This is a genomic window from uncultured Algimonas sp. (assembly GCF_947498175.1).
Taxonomy (GTDB): Bacteria; Pseudomonadota; Alphaproteobacteria; order Caulobacterales; family Maricaulaceae; genus Litorimonas.
This window is the reverse complement of sequence record NZ_CANMJB010000004.1, coordinates 1-20,121: the sequence shown is the minus strand read 5'-3', so window position 1 is coordinate 20,121 and position 20,121 is coordinate 1. Positions and strand designations below refer to the sequence as shown.

The 20,121-nt window shown below is 67.8% G+C and carries 17 protein-coding genes and 1 riboswitch; of the genes, 11 read left to right on the top strand and 6 right to left on the bottom strand.

The window, feature by feature from the left end:
• The first annotated feature begins 34 nt into the window (after positions 1–34).
• Positions 35–793: a hypothetical protein gene (locus Q0718_RS07085; RefSeq protein ID WP_298915555.1), complete on the top strand. Its 759-nt coding sequence runs from the start codon at positions 35–37 to the stop codon at positions 791–793.
• A 4-nt stretch (positions 794–797) separates the two neighbouring features.
• Entirely contained in the window at positions 798–1,226 is a 429-nt protein-coding gene (locus tag Q0718_RS07080) for a hypothetical protein (RefSeq protein WP_298915552.1), read from the top strand.
• Between the two features lie 55 nt (positions 1,227–1,281).
• Here Q0718_RS07080 and rlmN read toward each other — a convergent pair whose 3' ends face one another.
• Both rlmN and apaG read right to left on the bottom strand, forming a co-directional pair.
• Entirely contained in the window at positions 1,282–2,484 is a 1,203-nt protein-coding gene (rlmN, locus tag Q0718_RS07075; RefSeq protein ID WP_298915550.1) for a 23S rRNA (adenine(2503)-C(2))-methyltransferase RlmN, read from the bottom strand.
• Between the two features lie 184 nt (positions 2,485–2,668).
• Positions 2,669–3,124 carry a Co2+/Mg2+ efflux protein ApaG gene (apaG, locus tag Q0718_RS07070; RefSeq protein WP_298915548.1) on the bottom strand — a complete coding sequence of 152 codons (456 nt, stop codon included), beginning with the start codon at positions 3,122–3,124 and terminating at the stop codon, positions 2,669–2,671.
• Between the two features lie 256 nt (positions 3,125–3,380).
• Between apaG and Q0718_RS07065 the strand changes: the two genes are divergently transcribed.
• A complete protein-coding gene (locus Q0718_RS07065; RefSeq protein WP_298915545.1) occupies positions 3,381–4,400 on the top strand; it encodes a 2'-deoxycytidine 5'-triphosphate deaminase in 1,020 nt (339 codons plus the stop codon).
• Here Q0718_RS07065 and Q0718_RS07060 read toward each other — a convergent pair.
• On the bottom strand, positions 4,397–5,326 hold the full coding sequence (locus tag Q0718_RS07060) for a radical SAM protein (protein ID WP_298915543.1): 930 nt from the start codon (positions 5,324–5,326) through the stop codon (positions 4,397–4,399). The two genes, Q0718_RS07065 and Q0718_RS07060, sit on opposite strands and share 4 nt — an antisense overlap.
• Before the next feature lie 120 nt (positions 5,327–5,446).
• On the opposite strand from Q0718_RS07060, the gene Q0718_RS07055 reads away from it, so the two are divergent.
• The gene (locus Q0718_RS07055) at positions 5,447–6,433 is read left to right on the top strand and encodes a TraB/GumN family protein (RefSeq protein ID WP_298915540.1); all 987 of its coding nucleotides are present in this window, start codon (positions 5,447–5,449) and stop codon (positions 6,431–6,433) included.
• A gap of 21 nt (positions 6,434–6,454) precedes the next feature.
• Here the strand turns inward: Q0718_RS07055 and Q0718_RS07050 are convergent, their stop codons facing one another.
• Entirely contained in the window at positions 6,455–8,329 is a 1,875-nt protein-coding gene (locus tag Q0718_RS07050) for a TonB-dependent receptor (RefSeq protein ID WP_298916549.1), read from the bottom strand.
• Between the two features lie 122 nt (positions 8,330–8,451).
• Positions 8,452–8,634, bottom strand: a riboswitch (cobalamin riboswitch).
• Positions 8,635–8,685: 51 nt separating this feature from the next.
• Between Q0718_RS07050 and bmt the strand changes: the two genes are divergently transcribed.
• Together bmt and Q0718_RS07040 are read left to right on the top strand one after the other, a co-directional pair.
• On the top strand, positions 8,686–9,711 hold the full coding sequence (bmt, locus tag Q0718_RS07045; RefSeq protein ID WP_298915537.1) for a betaine--homocysteine S-methyltransferase: 1,026 nt from the start codon (positions 8,686–8,688) through the stop codon (positions 9,709–9,711).
• 71 nt (positions 9,712–9,782) lie between these two features.
• Complete coding sequence (locus Q0718_RS07040; protein WP_298915534.1) at positions 9,783–12,413, top strand: DUF4175 family protein; 2,631 nt, start codon at positions 9,783–9,785, stop codon at positions 12,411–12,413.
• A gap of 17 nt (positions 12,414–12,430) precedes the next feature.
• On the opposite strand, the gene Q0718_RS07035 is transcribed toward Q0718_RS07040, so the two are convergent.
• Positions 12,431–13,114: an SH3 domain-containing protein gene (locus tag Q0718_RS07035; protein ID WP_298915531.1), complete on the bottom strand. Its 684-nt coding sequence runs from the start codon at positions 13,112–13,114 to the stop codon at positions 12,431–12,433.
• A gap of 120 nt (positions 13,115–13,234) precedes the next feature.
• On the opposite strand from Q0718_RS07035, the gene Q0718_RS07030 reads away from it, so the two are divergent.
• From Q0718_RS07030 to Q0718_RS07015, 4 genes are all read left to right on the top strand, one after another.
• Entirely contained in the window at positions 13,235–14,272 is a 1,038-nt protein-coding gene (locus tag Q0718_RS07030; RefSeq protein ID WP_298915528.1) for a D-glycerate dehydrogenase, read from the top strand.
• An 11-nt stretch (positions 14,273–14,283) separates the two neighbouring features.
• Entirely contained in the window at positions 14,284–15,237 is a 954-nt protein-coding gene (locus Q0718_RS07025; protein WP_298915523.1) for an MBL fold metallo-hydrolase, read from the top strand.
• A gap of 71 nt (positions 15,238–15,308) precedes the next feature.
• Positions 15,309–17,003, top strand: coding sequence for an alkaline phosphatase D family protein (locus Q0718_RS07020; protein WP_298915520.1), 1,695 nt, complete (start codon positions 15,309–15,311; stop codon positions 17,001–17,003).
• 15 nt (positions 17,004–17,018) lie between these two features.
• Complete coding sequence (locus tag Q0718_RS07015) at positions 17,019–17,816, top strand: alpha/beta hydrolase (RefSeq protein ID WP_298915517.1); 798 nt, start codon at positions 17,019–17,021, stop codon at positions 17,814–17,816.
• 73 nt (positions 17,817–17,889) lie between these two features.
• Here Q0718_RS07015 and Q0718_RS07010 read toward each other — a convergent pair whose 3' ends face one another.
• Complete coding sequence (locus Q0718_RS07010) at positions 17,890–18,357, bottom strand: Lrp/AsnC family transcriptional regulator (RefSeq protein WP_366523845.1); 468 nt, start codon at positions 18,355–18,357, stop codon at positions 17,890–17,892.
• 82 nt (positions 18,358–18,439) lie between these two features.
• Between Q0718_RS07010 and Q0718_RS07005 the strand changes: the two genes are divergently transcribed.
• A complete protein-coding gene (locus tag Q0718_RS07005) occupies positions 18,440–19,690 on the top strand; it encodes a methionine gamma-lyase (protein WP_298915514.1) in 1,251 nt (416 codons plus the stop codon).
• Positions 19,691–20,121 lie beyond the last annotated feature (431 nt).

Sequence of the window (20,121 nt, the reverse complement as noted above, 5' to 3'; positions counted from 1 at the left end):
TGCCTGTCGCAATGGGATGTGATACAGGACCGCCATGACCCGTCTGCTCGTCCTTCTCGCCCTGCTTCTGCCGCTGCCCGCCCAAGCGTCCGAGTCGGCGCGGGCGTTGATCGACCAAGGGGCCTATGCGGATGCGCGGACAGTGGCGCTGGAGGCCGATACGGTCGCGGGGCTCAACCTCGCCGCCGAAGCCATGGCGGCGGAGATTATGCTGCTGAAGATCGACGACCCCAAGGACCACGCCAAGGACGCGCTCGACCTGACGGAAGCCGCCCTGGCCCGCGATCCCGACAATGCGGAAAGCCTGTTCCTGCACGCGCTGCACATGGGCTTCCGCACCCGGTCGAGCAGTCCGCTGGGCATCGTGATGCACGGGCTGGTCGGCAAGACGCATGACGCCATCGCGGCGTTCGAGCGCGCCGCGCCGGACGACGGGCGCGCCGATGCGCTCTACGGCGCCTGGCATCTGGGCATCGTTCGGGGCGCGGGCGACGGACGGTTCGGCGCGTCGCTGGAAGAGGGGATGGGCCATTACGATGCGGCCGTAGCGGCCCGGCCCGACGACATCGTCGTGATGGGCAATTACGCCTTCTCGCTGATCGTGCTGGAAGACCCCGCCTTGCTGCCGCGTGCCGAAGCGCTGCTGCGCCGGATCGCGGCGACCGCGCCGGACGGGGCGACGGAAGCCGAGACGCGCGCCCGCCTGCTGCGCCTGCTCGCCGTCATCGACGATCCGCAGGCCTTGCGCGTAGTCTCGCGCGGCCTGCTCAATACGGAAGAAGTGGAAGAGTAGCCCGGTGTTCACGCTCGAACTCGCCTGGTTTGAACTCGACCTGCCCGATCAGGCCCAGGTGAAGGCCGAAGTCGCCGCACCCAGCCCGCTTTTCTCCAACATGCGCGTCGGCACGGTGTGGCGGATCGGGCTCGGCCGTTTCGAAATGACTGCGGCGCTGGACGCGGTGCGGGGGCTGCACGATCTCAGCCGGGAGGCCTTCGACGCCGGAAATCGCGCCACGGAGTTCGATGCGGGCGGCCTGCCGGGCTTGCGCGTGGGCGGTTACGACCGGGACGACAGCCGGACCGACTGGTGGTTTTCGCTCAACGGCCTCACGCTGGCGCTCACTCTGCGCGCGACATCCGCAGGGGCCATCGTGCCAACCGAGGCGGAATGCCGCGACCATGCGGCGATCATCCGCAGCGTGCGCCGCGTTGAACGGAACGATTAGGGACAGGGCAATTAGGGGGCGGGGCGGTCAGGGCGCGGCGGTCAGGGCGCGGCGGTCAGGGTGCAGCCTTGGCCGCCTTGCGCAACACGCTCGCCCGCTGCTTTTCGCTTTCGGATTTCAGCTGCCCGCACGCCGCCATGATGTCCTCGCCGCGGGTCTTGCGGACCGGGGCGGCGAGGCCGGCCTTTTTCAGGCGGCGGGCGAAGTCCTCGATGACGTCCATGTCGGAACATTCGTAAGGAGAACCGGGCCAGGGATTGAACGGGATCAGGTTCACCTTGGCCGGAATGCCCTGCAGCTTGGTGATCAGGTTGCGCGCATGTTGCGGCGTGTCGTTGACGCCCTTGAGCATGACATATTCGAACGTGATGCGGCGGGCGTTGGACAGGCCGGGATAGTCGCGGCACGCCTGCAGCAGGTCGTCCAGCGGATATTTCTTGTTGATCGGCATGATCCGGGTGCGCGTCTCGTCATCCGCCGCGTGCAGCGAAATGGCGAGCATCGGATTGGCGGCGCCGACCTTGGCGATGTCGGGCACGACGCCGGATGTGCTGACCGTGATGCGGCGGCGCCCGATGGACAGGCCCTGGTCGTCGCTGATCAGGTCGATCGACTCGATGACGTTATCGGTGTTGTAGAGCGGTTCGCCCATGCCCATGAAGACGATGTTGACGAGCTTGCGGTCGCCACCATGCCGCCATTCGGTCACGTCGGTCCCTTCGCGCCCCTTGGCCGCCGGCCATTCGCCCAGATCGTCGCGGCAAGCCATGACCTGCAGCACGATCTCGGCCGGCGTGAGGTTGCGGACCAGCCTCTGCGTGCCGGTATGGCAGAAAGTGCAGGTCAGGGTGCAGCCGACCTGAGAGCTGACGCACAGCGCCCCGCTGCGCGACACGTCCGGGATGAAGACGGATTCCACTTCGATGCCCGGCGCCATGCGGATGAGGTATTTGCGCGTGCCGTCGCGGCTGACCTGGCGTTCGATCACTCCGGGCCGCGCCAGCGTGAAATGGGCTTCCAGATCGGCCCGGAATCCCTTGGCGATGTTGGTCATCGCCGCGAAATCGGTCACGCCCCAATGATAGACCCAGTTGAAGATCTGATTGGCGCGCATGCGCACTTTTTTCGCCTCGACGCCCATCTCGGCGAGGTGCGCGGCGATCTCGGCGCGACTCAGCCCCGGCAGGCGCACGCGGCCATCCGCCGTGCGTCCGGCGAGCGGCGTCGCGGCCTTGGTATCGAGAAGCGTGGTGGGCATGGTGGAGGCGATATAGGCGCAAAGCACCGTGAACGGAAGGCGGGCTCACAGAAGCGCGTTCCCTCGCCGATCGGGCGGGAAGCGTATGGCGGAACAGGAAGACGGAGAAAGCCCGGCCGTCAGCCGGAACGTAAGATGCCGACCCGGGAAAACCGCCCTCGGCTTGGGGCCTGAAAGTCTGCAGCTAGTTGAACATCGTCCCTTCGAAGGGGCTGTCCAGCACGAAAACGGGGATGTCGATGTCGTAGGCGTCGCCCGCATCGGATTCCACGCGGTAGGAACCGCTCATCATGCCGGACGGGGCCGATAGCGGCGCGCCGGAGGTGTAGCGGAACTGTTCGCCCGCGCGCACGACCGGCTTCTCGCCGACCACGCCCTGGCCGCGCACTTCCTGCACCTGGCCGCGGCTGTCGGCGATATGCCAATAGCGCCCCGTCACGCGCAGATCGTCGTCGGACTGGTTGTCGATTTCAACCGTATAGGCCCAGATGAAGCGCCCGTCGGACGGGCTGCTCTGCTCGGCGAGATATTCGGGTTCGACCCGGACGATGACGTCCTTGGTGCGCTGCTCGAACAGGCTCGGAAGCCCCGGAGGCACGGAGCCGGCTTCGGCGGCGTCCTGTTCCATCGTCTTGTCCATCGCGACCCCTCCAGGCCCGGCCGGACCGGACCCATCCCGAGTCCGGCTCTGTGTCTGCCGAGCGCCCTCACGCTTCCACGACGACTGCGGGCTTGCAACTGTTTTAGCATGCCAACTTCCATGTTTTAACAGTGATCACCTAACCGGCGAAGCGGACCGGCATCCTGCGCCGGACCCCGGGTCATGCCCGAAAAATCAACCGGATTCCGGCAGATGCGGCCTTGAGACGGAGCGGAGGGACGCCTAGGCAGGCCCCATGATCCTGCCCTCACAGCAGATCGCCGCGCTGATCGAGGCGGGCCGTGTCCGCGTCGCTCCGCCCGTGCCTTTGGCTCCGGGCGAAATCCTGCCGCAGACGCTGCAACCCGCCTCGCTCGACCTGACGCTGGGTCGCCGCGCCTACCGGATGCGCGCTTCCTTCCTGCCGGGAGCGGGCGGGCGCGTGGCCGACGGGATCGAGGCGCTGCATCTGCACGAAATCGACCTGGATGCCGGCGCGGTCCTGGAAACGGGCTGCATCTACCTGATCGAACTGCGCGAGACGCTGGACCTGCCGGACCATGTTTCCGCGCTCGCCAACCCGAAAAGCTCGACCGGGCGGCTGGACGTGTTCGCGCGCGCCATCGGCGAAGCGTCGGACCGGTTCGATGCGCTGCCCGCGGGCTATCGCGGGCCTTTATGGCTGGAAGTCGCGCCGCGAACCTTCCCGGTGCTGGTGCGAACGGGCGACCGGCTGTCCCAGATCCGCTTCCGCGACGCTCCGCCCGCACCGCTGCACCGCCAGACCGTGTCGCTCGACCTGTCGCCGGAGGCGCCGGTCGTCGGCTACCGCGCCCGCCGCCATTCCGGCCTTGTGGATCTGCGCGGGATCGGGGCGCATGCCGCGCTCGACTATTGGGAGCCGGTGCGATTGACCAATGGCGGTCTGATTCTCGAACCGGAGGAGTTCTACATCCTCGCGAGCCGGGAAGCCGTCGAGATACCGGTTGGCCAAGCCGCCGAAATGGCGCCGATCGACACGGAAATCGGCGAGTTCCGCGCGCATTACGCCGGCTTTTTCGATCCCGGTTTCGGCGTGGCGTCGGCAGGAGGAGAAGGCAGCCGCGCCGTGCTGGAAGTGCGCGGCCGCGACGTGCCCTTCCTGCTGTCCCACGGCCAACCCGTCGCCCATCTCGTCTTCGAAGCGCTGACCGAGGAACCGACCGATCTCTACGGGGCGAACGGCAGCTCCTACCAGGCGCAGGGCCTGCGATTGTCCAAGCACTTCCGGGATTAGGCCGAACAGCTCGCCCCGCCGAGGACGCAGAAGGTGGCGCAGTGCGGATGGTTCAGGCTGACGGTCCGTGCCGCTTCGTCCAGCGTGGCGCCCATGTCGAACTGCGGATCGTCCCAGAGAAGCGTGCAAGCCAGCACGCGGGCGCGGCCTTCCCCCTTGCGCCGGACCACCATGCGGGAGTTGGCGCACATCAGGCTGTCCGGTGAAACAGACAGGATGTCCCAGCAGGCGGTCGTGATTTCCGGCACGTCGGCGCGGTCGTCCATTTCCGGAAACAGCATCAGCGCCGCCGGGTCGTCGGCATCGACAGGCCAGCCGCGATCCGCGACCAGGGCGCGGTAGCCGCTGCGCGCCGAAACCTCCGAGTCCGCGAACACGGCCCGCCCGGCGATGTGGAGCGCAAAGCCTTGCGCGGCCAGCCAATCCACGCCCGGCAGGGCTTTGGCGAAGGCGCCCGCGCCGCGTTCCGCGTCATGGCCTTCGGCCGTGTAGTGATCGAGGCTGACCCGCATCGTGACGCGGGCGGGAAAGCGCGCCTTCAGATCCAGCAGACCCGCCTGCACCCGCGGCCGCATCATCGGCCGCATGGCGTTGGTCAGGATCAGGATCCGGTGGCCGCGCTCCAGCGCCATCTCGGACAGGCGGATCATGTGTGGGTTCAGGAACGGCTCCCCGCCGGTGAAGCCGATCTCGATGGGCGCCTCCAGTTCGTCCAGGAACGGCGCGACGTCCCCGGGCGTCAAATAGACGAAATGGTCGGCGGTCGGACTGCTTTCGATATAGCAGTTGGCGCATTCGATATTGCAGAGCGAGCCGGTATTGAACCAGAGCGTGTCATAGCCCCGGAAGGCGACGGACGCCCGGACGTCGCCCTGGGCCGTGATGAGAGGATCGCGGAATTTGGCGGGATCGATCGGCGCATTCATGGGCGCCGCCCTAGCAGCGAAATGCGGCCTTGCCACTGACGTTTGCGCGAGGGGCCCCACTGTGCGGACGTGAAAATCCGTTGCCAGCGCGCCCCGCCCCGCCCTAGGGACCGCGCCGACATGCTGCGTCTCATCCTATCCTTCCTCGCTGCCGCTACCCTGACGGCCGCTTGCGACCGCGTTCCCGTCACGGACGGGGCCATGCGCAAGGTCGAAGACGCCCGCGCCCGCAATGACGGGCCGGCCCTCTGGCGCCTGCAGGACGAAGACAGCACGCTCTATCTGTTCGGCACGGTCCATCTGCTGCCCGAAGATTTGCGGTGGCAGCGCGACGACATGCGCGAGGCGTTCGCGCAAAGCGGCACCGTCTTCTTCGAAGCCGACCATGCCGGGGCGGCGGGCCTGCGCGCACAGGCGCTGGCCACGCAACGGGGGTTCCGGCGCGACGGGCACCGCCTGACCGACACGCTCGACAATTACCAGTCCATCCTGCTCGAAGCGGTGGCGAACAATGGCGGGGTCGACCTGGCGGCACTCGATTCGATGCGGCCCTGGCTGGCGGGCGAGTTCCTGACGCTGGCCGCGGCGGACGCGGCCGGACTGAGCGCGGAGCTATCGGCGGACGAAGCGCTGAAATCGCGCGCGGCCCGGTCCGGCAAGAACGTCGTTTTCCTGGAAACCGCCGAAGCGCAGATCCGCCAGATGGCGGACTTGCCCGAAGCCGTTCAGCTGGAGCTGCTGACCGATACGATGGAACGCTTCGAGGAGATGGACGACACACTCGCCGCGATCGCGCGCGACTGGGCCGTGGGCGATGTCGATGCGCTGGAAGCGGCCCTGACCGGACCGCTGGAAAACGCGCCGGACGGCTACGTCGCCGCCGTGCTGACCGACCGCAACGCCGCCTGGGCCGAACGGCTGGATGCTTTCATGGACGGATCCGGTACAGGGTTCGCGGCCGTCGGCCTGTCGCACTTGCTGGGCGAGGACAGCCTGATCGACGCGCTGGAAGCGCGCGGCCACGATATCTCGCGCTACCTCGCCTTCCTGGGCGAGGACGTGATCCGCCCGGCCGATCTCGATCTGCCGGACGTGCCGACGGATTGAAGACGCGACCGGGCGGACCCGCTAGAAGTCGAGCGCCAGCCCGGCGAAGACGGCCCGGCCCGGCGAGGCGTAGCCGAAGACTTCCTGATAATCCGCGTCGAACAGGTTCTCGCCCCGCAAGCTCACCGTCGCATGATCGCCCACGGCATAGGCGGCGCGGGCGCCGACCAGAGTGAAGGCATCGAGCGTGACGCGCGGCGCGGGAAAGGTCGAGAAGTCCGAATCCAGCTGGCTGCCCGTATGGTCGGCATAGGCCGACAGGCGCAGCCGGTCCGTCGCATCCCAGTCGATCGTCGCGCTTGCGAGCATGTCCGGTCGCCGCTGCTCTTCGACGTCGCCCTGGTCGCTGTCCAGGAAGGTCGCGGAGCCTGACAGCCGGACGGTGCCGAGCGTGTAGCTGGCTTCCAGTTCGACGCCCTGCCGGGTCGAGTCGCGCTCCAGGTTGCGGACACTGGACACGCCGTTGAACACGAACCCGTCGATTTCGTCCTGCAGTTCGGAATAGAACAGATCGACCGAGCCTTCGAACGCACCGATCGTCTGTTGGTAGCCGACATTGACGCCGATCGACTTCTCCGGATCCAGATCGGGGTTGCCGATGAAATTGCTGGCCGGGAAAAAGCCGAACAATTCGATCAAGGTGGGATTCTTGATGCCCGTGCCGACACTGCCGCGCAGACGGCCCTCCCACGAGAAGTCATAGGCCGCGCCCAGGCGCCAGGTCACGGCGTCGTCGAACAGATCGTTGCTGTCGTAACGGCCCGACGCAGTCAGCGTCGCCGGCCCCAGCGTGCGGCGGTATTCGGCCGCGATGGCGGCCGTGTCGTTCTCCGCCTTGCCGTCCGGATCGACGCTGTTGGGCGAATTGCTGTAGGTCTCGCGTTCGAATTCCCCCAGCAGGGTGAACTTGTCCGTCTCGCGCGTCAGGCCCGCCGCCCAGCTCGCCGTCGTTCTCTCGCCCACGGACCGACTCGTCCCGGTCGGGCTCTTTGTATCGGTTCTGCGCTCCAGATGGCCCAGGCCGATCTTGTGGTCGATCACGCCGGTCTTGAACCTCACATCGCCGCGCGCCGTCGTCGTCCCGGCCTCCAACGTGTCGGACGTGTCGCGCAGGGGCGACCCGCTGTCGAAGTCGGCGTTCACGTTGGAATGGGCGAACTTGGCATCGAAACGCGCACCGCCGAAACGCACCGCATTCAAGCCGACATTGATGGTTTCGGAAGTCGATCCGTCCTTTTCGCCGCCGAGCCCGGAGATATCGAAGCCGTCCGTACGGAACGCATTGCCGTTCACGGACAGGGCCGCCGTGCCGATCGGGATGACGGCGCTCGCCTGCCCTTCCAGCGTGCCGCGCGATCCGCCTTCCACGCTGGCCTGCCAGCGCTCGGCCGTGTTCCCGGCCCGGGTGACGACGTTGATCACGCCCGCGACGGCGTCCGACCCGTAGAGCGCGGACTGTTCGCCGCGCAGCACTTCGATCCTGACGATGTCCTGGGCGCGAAGGCCCGACAGGTCGAACCCGCCGTCGCTGGGGTTGGCGACTTCGACGCCGTCGATGATGACGACCACATGGTTGGCTTCGGCCCCGCGGACGCGGATCTGGGTCAGGTTGCCGCGCGATCCGGACGCGCTGATCGCGATGCCCGGCATGGACCGCAGCAGGTCCGACACATATTGCTGGCCGCGGGCCTCGATCTCGGTTTCCGTCAGGACGGAGGACGCGATCGTCAGCTCGTCCGCATCCAGGGCGCCCAACCGTGTGGCGGACACGACCACCTCATCCGTGTCGAACAGGTCCGGGTCATCGACATCCGCCTGCACCTGCGCCCAGCCGGCCGCGTTCGTCGCGACGGCCGAGGCGATCCCCAAGGCCGTTCCCAAAATAAAGCGTTTCATCACGCACGTCTCCTGTGTCGCGCGCGGGTCTCGCCCGTCGCACGGTGTTGCAAAGACGTCGTCATTGAGTGAGCGGGACCCTCTCCCCCTCATCCATGCGCATCGGTCGGCCCCGCCCGCGCGCGCTGGCGACATGATCCGGCAGGTCTTCCGACTGATGGCTGATAGTGGTGCGCCGCGCCTTCCCGCTCTCGCAGTGGCCTGATGCGGCGCCCCTCGCCAAACACGGCAGCGGGCGCTGTCGGGGATTTCCACCCCGTTCCCTATTCACATCCTTTCAGATGACCGGAACGCCGCGCGACCTAGAGGGCGAAACAGGCTTTGACAAGCGCGCAGAGCCCGATCATGGGAAGGATATGCGAATTTCTTTATATGACCTGCTGCAACGCACGCCCCTGCTTCTGGCAGACGGGGCGACGGGCACGAACTTCATGCATATGGGCCTGGAGCCGGGCTTCCCGCCCGACATCTGGAACCTGACCGAACCGTCCAAGCCGGAGACGTTGCACCGCCAATTCGTCGAGGCCGGGTCGGACATCATCCTGACCAACACGTTCGGGGCCAATGCACCGCGCTTGAAACTGCACGACGCGCAGGACGACACCTACGCCATCAACAAGGCGGGCGCGGAGATCGCGGGCCGGGTGGCCGAAGCGGCGACGCGTCCGGTCGTGGTGGCGGGATCCGTCGGGCCGACGGGCGAGCTGTTCGAACCGATGGGCGAAATGACGATGGAGGGCGCCGTGGCCGCCTTCAAGACCCAGATCGAGGGCCTGCGCGACGGCGGGGCGGACGTGATCTGGATCGAGACCATGTCCGCGGCCGAGGAAATCCAGGCCGCCGCGCAGGCCGCCATCGATTGCGGCATGCCGTATGTCTACACCGCCAGCTTCGACACGGCCGGCAAGACGATGATGGGCATCGCGCCGGACCAGATCCACAACATCGCCGCCGGTCTGTCCGAGCCGCCCTTGGCCGTCGGATCGAATTGCGGCGTCGGCGCGTCCGACCTGTTGCTCGGCACGCTCGACATGACCGCGGCCGACCCGGACGCGGTGATCGTCGGGAAGGCCAATTGCGGCATCCCGCACGTCATGGGCAAGGAGACCGTCTATTCCGGCACGCCGGAGCTGATGTACGACTATGCCCAGCTCGCGGCCGACGCGGGCGTGCGCATCATCGGCGGGTGTTGCGGCAACGCGCCGGAACACGTCGCCGCCATGCGCCGTTCCATCGACGACTATCTCGCGCGCAACGAGCCCGGACCGCGACCGACGCGCGCGAGCCTGGAGGAGACGCTCGGTGCGCTGGTCAATCCGCCGGTGGAAGCGGGCACGACGGGGCGCCGCGGACGCGGCGCAGGCGGGCGACGGCGGCGCTAGGGCGGTTCGCCGCGCCGTATAACTGATATTTTATGCGACAGGCGCGCCGTGCCTACGCTAGGCCCGGCTTCGTGCCGACCTCCGACACAGTCCTGCCGATCCGGCTGCGCCGTCTCGCCGTGCTGGCGCGCGCGCGCCTGGTCTGGGAGGCCTACGCCCCGGTCCTGGCTCTGCCCGCGCTGGCGCTGGCCGCCTTCCTGATCCTGACCTGGTTCGGCACGTGGGAAGTGGCGGGCGATCCGCTGCGGCTCCTGGCGCTGACCGGCACGCTTGCGCTGATCGGGCGCGCGGCCTTCAAGGTCCGGCGCAAACGCTGGCCGACCCGCTCGGATGCGCTGCGGCGGCTGGAAAGGACGGCGGGGCTGTCGCATCGTCCGCTCGACACGTTGCGCGACGCCCCGGCGCTGTCGCCGGAGCTGTGGCCCGCCCATCTGAAACAGGCGGGCGAGCAGGCGGACGCCATCCGGGGCGTGGGGCGCAAACCGGCCCTGTCGCGGATCGACCGCTATGGGTTGCGCATCGTCGCACCGATCGCGCTGGGCCTGGCCCTGTTCCTGACGCTGGGTCTGGCGCTGGAACGCACGCGCCGCGCCCTGTCGCCGGTCTGGCTGCCGCCGACGAACCCCTACGACATCACCTTCGAGGCCTGGGTCGATCCGCCCGACTATACGGGCCGCCCACCCATCTACGCCCAAGGCGACGGACCGATCCGCGCGCCGGTCGGCTCCACGCTGGTCGTGCGGGCGTCGGGCGCGTCCGTCCTGCCGCGACCGCGCTATATCGGCGAGGCGGACACGCGCTTCATCGATCCGGTCCCGCTGGGCCGGACCAGCGCGGAAGCGCGCACGGTGATCGACGGCTCCGGCGTGCTGGACTGGCGCATCGGGCCGCGCCGCAAGGTCTTCACGGTGGACGCCCTGCCGGACGCTCCGCCCACCATCGACACGCTGGACGACCCCGAAGCCGACAAGCGCGACCGGCTGGTGCTGCGATTCGATGCGTCCGACGATTACGGGGTCGAGGAAGTCCGGCTGGAGATGATCGAGATACCGGACGCGATGGATATCGCCACCGTCTTCGACGGCGACACGTCCGACGTCGATACGCAAGCGGGCGGTTTCAAGGACGCAACCGACCGGTCCGTGAAACTGGACCTGACACGCCATCCGCTGGCGGGCCGCAAGGTGGCCGCGCGGCTGGTCGCCGTGGACGGGGCCGGGCAGCGCGGGGTCAGCGAACCCTTCTTCACCACCGTGCCCGACAAGATCTTCGTCGAACCGCTGGCCAAGGCCATCATCGAACAGCGCGGCCTGGTCCTGCGCGGATCCGGCGACTACGGGCCTGCGCCGGAAGACCGGCCCGACAACGACGCCTCGGACGGCACGTTCGACACGCTCCAGACCGCGTGGCGGCTGGGCCGCGCGCCCGAACCGGTGCAGCGCGCCGCGCTATTGATCGACGCCGTGACGGAGCGTCCCGACCCGGCGATCTTCAACGATCCGGTCGTCTATCTGGGCCTGCGCCATATCGGCAAGACGCTGCGCTACGCCAAGTCGGCCGAGGCACTGAACGGCCTGCCCGACCATATGTGGACCCTGGCCAACCGGGCGGAGTTCGGTGTGCTGGGCACGGCCCTGCAGGAGATGCAGGAAGCGCAGGCCGCTTTGCGCGAAGGCATTGCCCGCCGCGCGCCGCAGCGCGAGATCGACACGCTGTTCGAGCGCTACAACCAGGCCGTGGACGCCTATATGGAAGAGCTGCGCAAGAACGCCGAGATCGCGGACCCCAGCGGCGGCGGGAGTTCGCCCATGGGCTCGACCGACGAGATCCAGGCGCTGCTGGACGCGATCGAGGAGGCCAACCGCGTCGGCGACACGGAAGGGGCGCGACGCGCGCTGGAACAGCTGGCCGAACTGCTGGAGACGATGCAGATGCAGATCACGCCGGGCGGCGGCGGGGGCGGGGACGGCGACAGCGAGGACGCGATCAGCGAGGAGATGCGCGAAGCGCTGGAGGAACTGGCCGAGAGCCTGGGCGAACAGCGCGACCTGCAGGACCGCACGCGACAAGCCGAACGCGACGAACTGATGCGGCGCTTCGGCGAACCGGGCCGCGCGGGCGAACCCACCTCGCCGCAGGACCTGGCCGACCGCCAGGCCGAAATCGAACGCATGGTCGAGGGTCTGCGCGAGCAGCTCCCCGGAGCGGGCGACCGGTCCGCCGAAGCCGGGAGCGAGGAGGGCGACGCCGGATCGCCCGAGCCCGGCCAAGGCGGGACTAGCGAAGGCGACCCCAATCCGAACGGCACGCCGGAGAGCGGCGGAGCGAGATCCTCCGGCGACGCGCTGGGCCGGGCGCTGGAGGCGATGGGCGAGTCGGAAGAGGCGCTGGGCCGGGGCTCGTTCGGCGAGTCGCGCAACGCCCAGATGGACGCGATCCGCGCCCTGCGCGACGCGGGCGATGCGCTGGGCCGCGAACTGGCCGAACGGCGCGAGGCTTCCGGTGAAAGCGCGGAAGGAACCGATCCGCTGGGCCGGGGTCTGGACGGGATGGATTCGGACAATGCCCAGGCCGATCTCGATCCGCGCGACAATGCGGAGCGGTCGCGCGAGATCCTCGAAGAGCTGCGGCGCAGGGCCTCGGAGGCCGAACGCGACCAACAGGAACGCGACTATCTGGACCGTCTGTTGCGTCGCTTCTAGGACGCCAGCGACAGAAGCTAGTCCATCGTCTGCGCGCCCCAGAGCGCCGCGCGCGGGGCGAACCCCTTCACGCCGTTATCGGTGCGGATGCGGCAGTAATCGCCCGCATCGCAATGATCCAGCCTGACCAGCACGTTCGGGTCGATTCGGGCGATCGTCGCGCCGTCCGCGTCGGGACGGGCGCGGACCGCCGTTCGCACCGTCAGCAGGGCGAAACGTTCGCCGGACAGGGCCGGCTTGCGGACCCAGGCTTCGTCGCCGTCCACATCGCGCACCTTGCGCCACATTTCGGTTTCGGCCACCACGATCAACGGCAGGCCGCGACGGCGGTACTGATAGGCGATGGAATGGTTGCGCGACGGACCCGTGCGCGCATTCACCCGGCCGAATTTCAGGCTCACGAAGCGCGGCACGTCGAACCCCGACGGTGTGCGCTCACCCTCCACCCGGTACAGACTGCCCAAGGGTGCGGACGCGTGGAGGGGCGACGCCGGCTTGGCGACGTTCATGGCCAAGGTCCGCGTCTGCGGGACCGGGTCGGTCGCCGATGCGGGCAAGGCGACGAGGAGCCAGGCCGCGGCCAGACTCCCGACCAGACTCCCGACCAGACCGCCGACAGGGCCGCCGAAAGGGCCGGTGATTCGCTTTGCCAGACCGGTGCCGCGCATGGAACGGGACGGAGCTGTGGATGGGGTCCGCATGGTGTCACCTATTGCGAAACGTCGTTAAGGGGTCATTAATCAGACTGTTTATGCCCGGAATCCGCGCCTGCGGCACGGGCAGCCCTTGCGCCCGCCCCCCCTGCCGCGCCAAGAGAGCCCATGTCGTCCAAGCAGACCGATGCCGGAGCCGTGTCCCGTCCCGTCCGTCCGCGCGTCTGCCTCACCCGCAAACTGCCGGATGCCGTCGAAGCGCGGATGAGCGAATTGTTCGATGCCGTCCTGCGGGATGACGACACGCCCATGAGCCAGGCCGAACTGATCGCCGCCATCGCCGATTGCGACGTGTTCGTGCCGACCGTGACGGACGACATCGGCGCAGACGTGATCGCGGCCGCCCCCGACCGGCTGAGCCTGATCGCCAATTTCGGCGCCGGCACGGACCATGTCGACGTCGCCGCCGCGCATGCGCGCGGCATCACCGTGACCAACACGCCCGGCGTGCTGACCGAGGATACGGCCGACCTGGCCATGGCGCTGATCCTGGCGGTGCCGCGCCGCCTGGTCGAAGGCGACCGCCGCCTGCGGGCGGGCCAATTCGACGGTTGGGGTCCGACCCACATGCTGGGCCACCGGGTGCGCGGCAAACGGCTCGGCATTCTGGGCATGGGCCGGATCGGCAGCGCGGTGGCGCGCCGCGCCCACGCGTTCGGGCTGTCCGTCCATTACCACAACCGCACGCGTGTCCCCGAAACGATGGAACGTGCGCTGGACGCGAACTGGCACGACACGCTGGAAGACATGCTGGCCGAGATCGACATCCTGTCGATCAACGCGCCGCTGACCCCGTCCACCCGTCACCTGATCGACGGGCGCACGCTGGCCCTGATGAAGCCCGACAGCTATCTGGTGAACACGTCGCGCGGCGGGATCGTGGACGAAGCCGCGCTGGCCGACGCGCTGGCCCAGGGCCGCCTGGCCGGGGCGGGCCTGGACGTCTATGCCGACGAACCGCGCCCGCATCCGGACCTTCTCGGTCTCGAAAACGTGATTCTCGCCCCGCATATCGGATCGGCGACGCATGAGAGCCGTCGCGAAATGGGCGAGAAGGTCCTCATCAACATCCGCGCCCACATGGACAATCACGCCTGCCCCGACCGGGTGCTGCCGCCCGGCGCGCGGCTCTCGCTCGCCTCATAGAAAGAGACATCATGACTCGAACCGCCTTGCTGTGCACCGCAATCCTGCTGGCGGGCCTGACCGCGCCGACGGTCCAGGCCCACGACCAGCATTCCCACACGACCGAGCGCCCCGCGCCGGAAGATCCGCAGCTGACCGTGGAACGCATCACGGACAATCTGCATGTCCTGTTCGGTCCCGGCGGCAATATCGGCGTCAGTTCCGGACCCGACGGGGTGGTGCTGATCGACGACAAGTTCTCGCGAAACGCCGAGGAGATCCTCTACCATGTCGGCCAGATCGCGGGCGAGAACGACGAATTGCTGTTCGTCATCAACACGCATATCCACGGCGACCATACCGGGTCCAACCCCGAAATGGCCGAAGCGGGCGCGATGATCATGGCGCATGAGAATGTGCGCATCCGCATGGGCGAAAGCTACATGAACAAGGCGTTCGGGCGGATGAACGAAGCCAAGAGCGAGGATTTCTGGCCGGTCGTGACCTTCACCGACGAAGCCAGCCTGCACTTCAACGGCATGACGGCACGGGCCGTCCACATGCCCGCCGCCCATACGGACGGCGATTCCATCGTCGTGTTCGAAGAACCGAACGTCATCCACATGGGCGACAATCTGTTTCTCGGCATGTTCCCCTTCGTCGATGTCGATAGCGGCGGGTCGATGCAGGGCATGATCGCGGCCCACGACAAGGCCCTGTCCCTGTCCGACCCGCGGACCGTCATCATTCCCGGCCACGGCCCGATCACGGATGCGGCCGGACTGCGCGAGGCGCGCGACACGCTGCAGACCATTCTCGAGCGTGTACAGCTGCGCTTTGAGGCGGGCGACAGTCTGGAGGCGATCCTCGCCGCTGCGCCGCTGGACGACATGGCGGACATGGACGGCTTCATCGACCGGGCCGGCATCATCACCGCGGCCTGGCGTTCGCTCGGCGGCGCGTTCGAAGGCGCCTCCGCCGAATAGGCGGATCACCGCTGACATATCCGCGTCACGAAAGCCGGGCAGGGACGAAGCGGAGACACGGGAGGAACGGAATGCGGATTTCGAGACGCGGCGCGCTGAGAAGCGGACTGCTCGGCGGTCTGGCCACGGGCCTGGCCGCCTGCACGACGACGGGCGCGACGCGCGGTGCGGCGCTAAGCGGCGCGGAATTCCGTCACGGCGTCGCGTCGGGCGAACCGGCGACGGACGGCTTCCTGATCTGGACACGCGTGAGCCCGCCGGCGGGCACGACCGGACCAGCCGACCTCGCCTGGCAAGTCGCGACCGATGCAAACTTCGCCGACGTGATCGCGGACGGCACGGCGCGAACCAGTGCGGCGCGCGACTGGACGCTCAAGGTGGATGTCACCGGGCTGGAGCCGGGGCGCCTCTACCATTACCGCTTCCACACGGACGATGCCGCTTCGGAAACCGGGCGCAGCCGCACCTTGCCGACGGGCCGTCTCGACGCCGCGCGCTTCGCGGTCATGTCCTGCTCCAACCACGCCTTCGGCCATTTCAACGTCTATGACGCGGTGTCGCGCCGCGGCGACATCGACGCGGTCATTCATCTGGGCGACTATATCTACGAATATTCGACGCAAGGGTATGGCGGCGAAGTCTCCAAACGGCTGGGCCGCGAACATGCGCCGGATGCCGAGATCGTCACGCTGGACGATTACCGCACCCGCCACGCGCAATACAAAACGGACCCTGGCAGCCGCGCCATGCACGCCGCCCATCCGCTGATCCCGATCTGGGACGACCACGAAACGACGAACAATAGCTGGGAGAATGGGGCGGAGAACCACGATCCCGACATGGGCGAAGGCGATTGGGACACGCGCCGGGCCGCCGCCCTGCGCGCCTATTACGAATGGATGCCCGTGCGCGATCCGGCGCCCGGCCGCGCGGCGGAGGATTTGCTGCGCGACTTCCAGTGGGGCGACCTGGTCACGCTGGCGACGCTGGAAACGCGGCTGATGGCCCGGTCCGAGCAGCTGGACTATGCGGTGATCGGCCCGACGCTGGCCACGCCGGAAGGTCTGGCGCAGTTCAAGGAGGTCGACCTGCCCGACGATCGGCGCGAGCTGCTCGGCCGTCCGCAGGCCGAGCGGCTGGCGCGGACCCTGGCGGCGTCGGTCGAGGACGGCACGCGCTGGCGCGTCATAGCCAACCAGATCATCATGGCCGAAGTCACGGCGCCGGACCTCACCCCGTTGGCGAACTCCCCGGCCATCGCGGAGATCGAGAAGGTCTTCCCTCAGATCCGCGACTTCATCGCCCTGTCCGCCCTGGGCATTCCGCTGAACCTGGACGCGTGGGACGGCTACCCGGCGGCACGCAAACGCTTCTACGCCGCCATGGCCGAAGCCGGGGCGACGGACCTGATCGTGCTGACGGGCGACACGCATGAATGGTGGGCCAACGAGCTGCGCGACGCTTCGGGCCGCCGCATGGGCGTGGAACTCGGCACCAACGCCGTGACCTCTCCGGGGGCGTCCACCTATTTCGGCGCGGAAGGGGCGACCTATTCGCGCCTGCTGGCGGAAGCCAACCCGATGGTCCGCCACCACGATCCCGAAGGCAAGGGCTATATCGACCTGCACCTGACCCGCGACGGTGCCCGCGCCGAATTCGTCGCCGTCGACACCGTCCTGACCCGCGACTACAGGGCCGCCTCCCGAGCCGCTTTCGACATCGTGCGCGAGGACGGCTCGCTGGCCTTCGGCCGGATGGAGACCTGAGCCAAGCCGCCTTCCATGATCCGGCACGACGAACAGGGCGCGGACGGTATCCGCCTGCATTGGCGCGAGTGGGACGGCGGGACGCGCGGGACGCTTCTGTTCCTGCACGGGCTCGGCGCCGATGGACGCCAGTTCGAAGGGGACGCCGCGCATTTCGCGGATATTGGCTACCGCGTCCTCGTGCCGGACCTGCGCGGACACGGACGGTCGACGCCGCCGGACCCGCTCGCCTTCGGGACTTTGCGGGTCGCCAGACTGGCCGCCGACCTGTCTCCCTTGGTCGTGGAAGCCGCCCCTCCCGTCCATCTGATCGGCAATTCGCTGGGCGGGCTGGTGGCGCTGGAGCTGTGCGGTCGGCATCCGGACCGGATCGCCTCTCTCTGCACTTTCGGCACCGCTTACCGCCTGGCCTACCCGCCCGGCGTCGCCGCGCTGCAATACGGGTTGGCCCGGCTGCTGGGACGCAAGCGTCTGGCTGCCTTGGTCGCCCGGCAGGCGACGGAGCGGGCCCGGCCCTTGCTGCGCAACATGTACGAGACCGCCGATCCAAAGGTCATGCGCGCCGTGCAGCAGACCATCCGCGCCTATGACTACCGCGAAACGGCACGGCGTTTCGACGGGCCGATCCTGTTCCTGTCCGCCGAGATGGACAAGGCGATCAACCGCCAAAGCGCCCCGACCCTCGACACGCTGAGTGGAAAGCCCGGCTTCCGCCATGCCGTGATTCCGAGTGCCGGACATTTCGCCAATCTGGACCGGCCCGAGACGTTCCGGGCCGTTCTGTGCGGGTTTCTGACCTCTACCGAGGCCTGACGGACGAAGATCCCGTCGGTCTTGCGTCGCGACGGCTCCAGGATCTCGCCATCGAAACCGGAGTGCCCCACTATCATCCCTCGCGCGGGACGAGGGGAAAGGCGGCGCGCCGTTTGACCTGGCCGTAGGCGAAGCTGGTGTCGATGGAGGCGACGCCGCCGATGCGCTGCAGCTCGCGGCGCACGAAGCGTTCGTAATCGGTCAGATCCGCCACCATCACCCGCAGCAGATAGTCCGCCTGGCCGGTCATAACATGGCATTCCACGATGTTGTCGTTGGACCGCACCTTGGCTTCGAACCCGCTCACCGTGTCCTCGTCATGGCGTTCCAGCCGGACGCGGATGAAGACCGTGATCGGCAGGCCGTAGAGCTCCGCATCGACCTCCGCATGATAGCCGCGGATCACGCCGTCCCGCTCCAGCGCCTTGAGGCGGCGCAGGCAGGGCGAAGGCGACAGGCCGACATGGTCGGCCAGCTCGCGGTTGCTCATGCGTCCGTCGCGTTGCAGCGCGCGGACGATCCTGCGGTCGATCGCGTCCATTTCCGATACTTTCTGCCAAGACTTGGTGCCGAAGCGCTTCATTGGCACGAAAATGCCAAGCCGGACAGCATATCCTGACACCATGTCAGGCAAATACGATAGTGTGGAAACCGGCTTCGCCACGCGCGCCATCCATCATGGCTACGATCCGCTGGACCATGAGGGCGCGCTCGCCCCGCCCGTTCACATGACCTCCACCTTCGTCTTCGACAGCGCGGAAACGGGCGGGGACATTTTCGCGGGCGAGCGCGCAGGCCATGCCTATTCCCGCATTTCCAACCCGACGCTGGACCTGCTGGAGCGGCGCATGGCGTGCCTGGAAGGCGCGGAAGCGGGGCTCGCCACCGCATCGGGCATCGGCGCGATCACGGCGAGCCTGTGGACGCTGGTCGGACCGGGCGACGAAATCATCGCGGACGAAACCCTCTATGGCTGCACCTTCTCCTTCCTGCATCACGGTCTGGAACGGTTCGGCGTGACCATCACCCATTGCGATCTCGGCGATCCGGAGGCTCTGGCCGCGGCGATCGGGCCGCAGACCAAGCTCGTCTATTTCGAAACCCCGGCCAACCCGAACATGCGGCTGGTCGACATCCGGGCCGTATCCGGCATCGCCCGCGCCCACGGCGCGTTGACGATGGTGGACAACACCTACGCCACGCCCGTTCTGACCCGGCCCCTCGAACACGGCGCCGATCTGGTCGTGCATTCGGCGACCAAATATCTCGGCGGTCACGGCGACCTGGTCGGCGGAATCGTGCTCGGCGAGGCGGAGACGATTGAGCGCATCCGGCTCTACGGCCTGAAGGACATGACCGGTGCCGTCATGGCACCGATGACGGCCATGCTGGTCTTGCGCGGGTTGAAGACGCTGGAACTGCGGATGAACCGCCATTGCGCCAGCGCGATGACCGTCGCCCGGGCGCTGGAGGCGCACGCATCCGTCGCGCGCGTGCTCTATCCCGGCCTGGACAGCTTCCCCCAAGGCGGGTTGGCCCGGCGGCAAATGAAGTCCTCCACCGGTGCGTCGTTCGGCGGCATGATCGCGCTGGAACTCCACGGCGGAATGGCCGCGGGCCAGGCGCTGATCGACGGTCTGTCCATGATCCACTGCGCCGTCTCGCTCGGCGACGCCGAAACCCTCATCCAGCACCCCGCCTCCATGACCCACAGTCCCTACACGCCGGAAGAGCGGATGCGTCATGGCATCTCCGACGGCCTGGTCCGCCTGTCCATCGGGCTTGAAGCGCCGGAGGACATCGTGGCGGATCTGACGCGGTCGCTACCCTCGACCCCGGCCCCCACAGGTTTGCGTCCCGCCATGCGGGTCTAAGATTGCCAAAGGCAATCGTCGCAAACCTTGTTCCGCAGGAACACGCGTCCCAAAGGACGCGAAGGCAACGCCGCCGCGAAGCCCATGAGTGGTCCGCCTGACGGCGGGCTTTTTCGTATGTCCCCCTCCGCCTCACTGCGTTCGGCACCTCCCCCTCGCGGGGGAGGAACTTGGGGTCAGGCCATCTCTCCATCTAAGTTCCTCCCCCGTGAGGGGGAGGTGGGCGCGCGTCAGCGCGGTCGGAGGGGGACCCGTTGAAGAAGCCCGCCGCAGGCGGCCCATCCCTACGCGGCCCATCCTCCACCACTTTGCAACCTGTCGTAGACCCATCCTCGTTATAGCGCTCTTGCGCGCCGGAAAGTTCACCGCCCTTTCAACCGCTTCCACGATTTCTGCGGAAATTATATCCTCGTCATGCCCCACCGGGGGTA

Excerpts from the sequence above, each read along its gene's own strand:
- Q0718_RS07020 (WP_298915520.1), top strand. The coding sequence starts at position 15,309 with ATGCGGATTTCGAGACGCGGCGCGCTGAGAAGCGGACTGCTCGGCGGT.
- Q0718_RS07060 (WP_298915543.1), bottom strand. The coding sequence starts at position 5,326 with ATGAATGCGCCGATCGATCCCGCCAAATTCCGCGATCCTCTCATCACG.
- Q0718_RS07015 (WP_298915517.1), top strand. The coding sequence starts at position 17,019 with ATGATCCGGCACGACGAACAGGGCGCGGACGGTATCCGCCTGCATTGG.
- Q0718_RS07035 (WP_298915531.1), bottom strand. The coding sequence starts at position 13,114 with ATGCGGACCCCATCCACAGCTCCGTCCCGTTCCATGCGCGGCACCGGT.
- Q0718_RS07050 (WP_298916549.1), bottom strand. The coding sequence starts at position 8,329 with ATGAAACGCTTTATTTTGGGAACGGCCTTGGGGATCGCCTCGGCCGTC.
- bmt (WP_298915537.1), top strand. The coding sequence starts at position 8,686 with ATGCGAATTTCTTTATATGACCTGCTGCAACGCACGCCCCTGCTTCTG.
- Q0718_RS07085 (WP_298915555.1), top strand. The coding sequence starts at position 35 with ATGACCCGTCTGCTCGTCCTTCTCGCCCTGCTTCTGCCGCTGCCCGCC.
- Q0718_RS07065 (WP_298915545.1), top strand. The coding sequence starts at position 3,381 with ATGATCCTGCCCTCACAGCAGATCGCCGCGCTGATCGAGGCGGGCCGT.
- Q0718_RS07005 (WP_298915514.1), top strand. The coding sequence starts at position 18,440 with ATGTCAGGCAAATACGATAGTGTGGAAACCGGCTTCGCCACGCGCGCC.
- Q0718_RS07055 (WP_298915540.1), top strand. The coding sequence starts at position 5,447 with ATGCTGCGTCTCATCCTATCCTTCCTCGCTGCCGCTACCCTGACGGCC.
- apaG (WP_298915548.1), bottom strand. The coding sequence starts at position 3,124 with ATGGACAAGACGATGGAACAGGACGCCGCCGAAGCCGGCTCCGTGCCT.
- Q0718_RS07025 (WP_298915523.1), top strand. The coding sequence starts at position 14,284 with ATGACTCGAACCGCCTTGCTGTGCACCGCAATCCTGCTGGCGGGCCTG.
- rlmN (WP_298915550.1), bottom strand. The coding sequence starts at position 2,484 with ATGCCCACCACGCTTCTCGATACCAAGGCCGCGACGCCGCTCGCCGGA.
- Q0718_RS07030 (WP_298915528.1), top strand. The coding sequence starts at position 13,235 with ATGTCGTCCAAGCAGACCGATGCCGGAGCCGTGTCCCGTCCCGTCCGT.
- Q0718_RS07010 (WP_366523845.1), bottom strand. The coding sequence starts at position 18,357 with ATGGACGCGATCGACCGCAGGATCGTCCGCGCGCTGCAACGCGACGGA.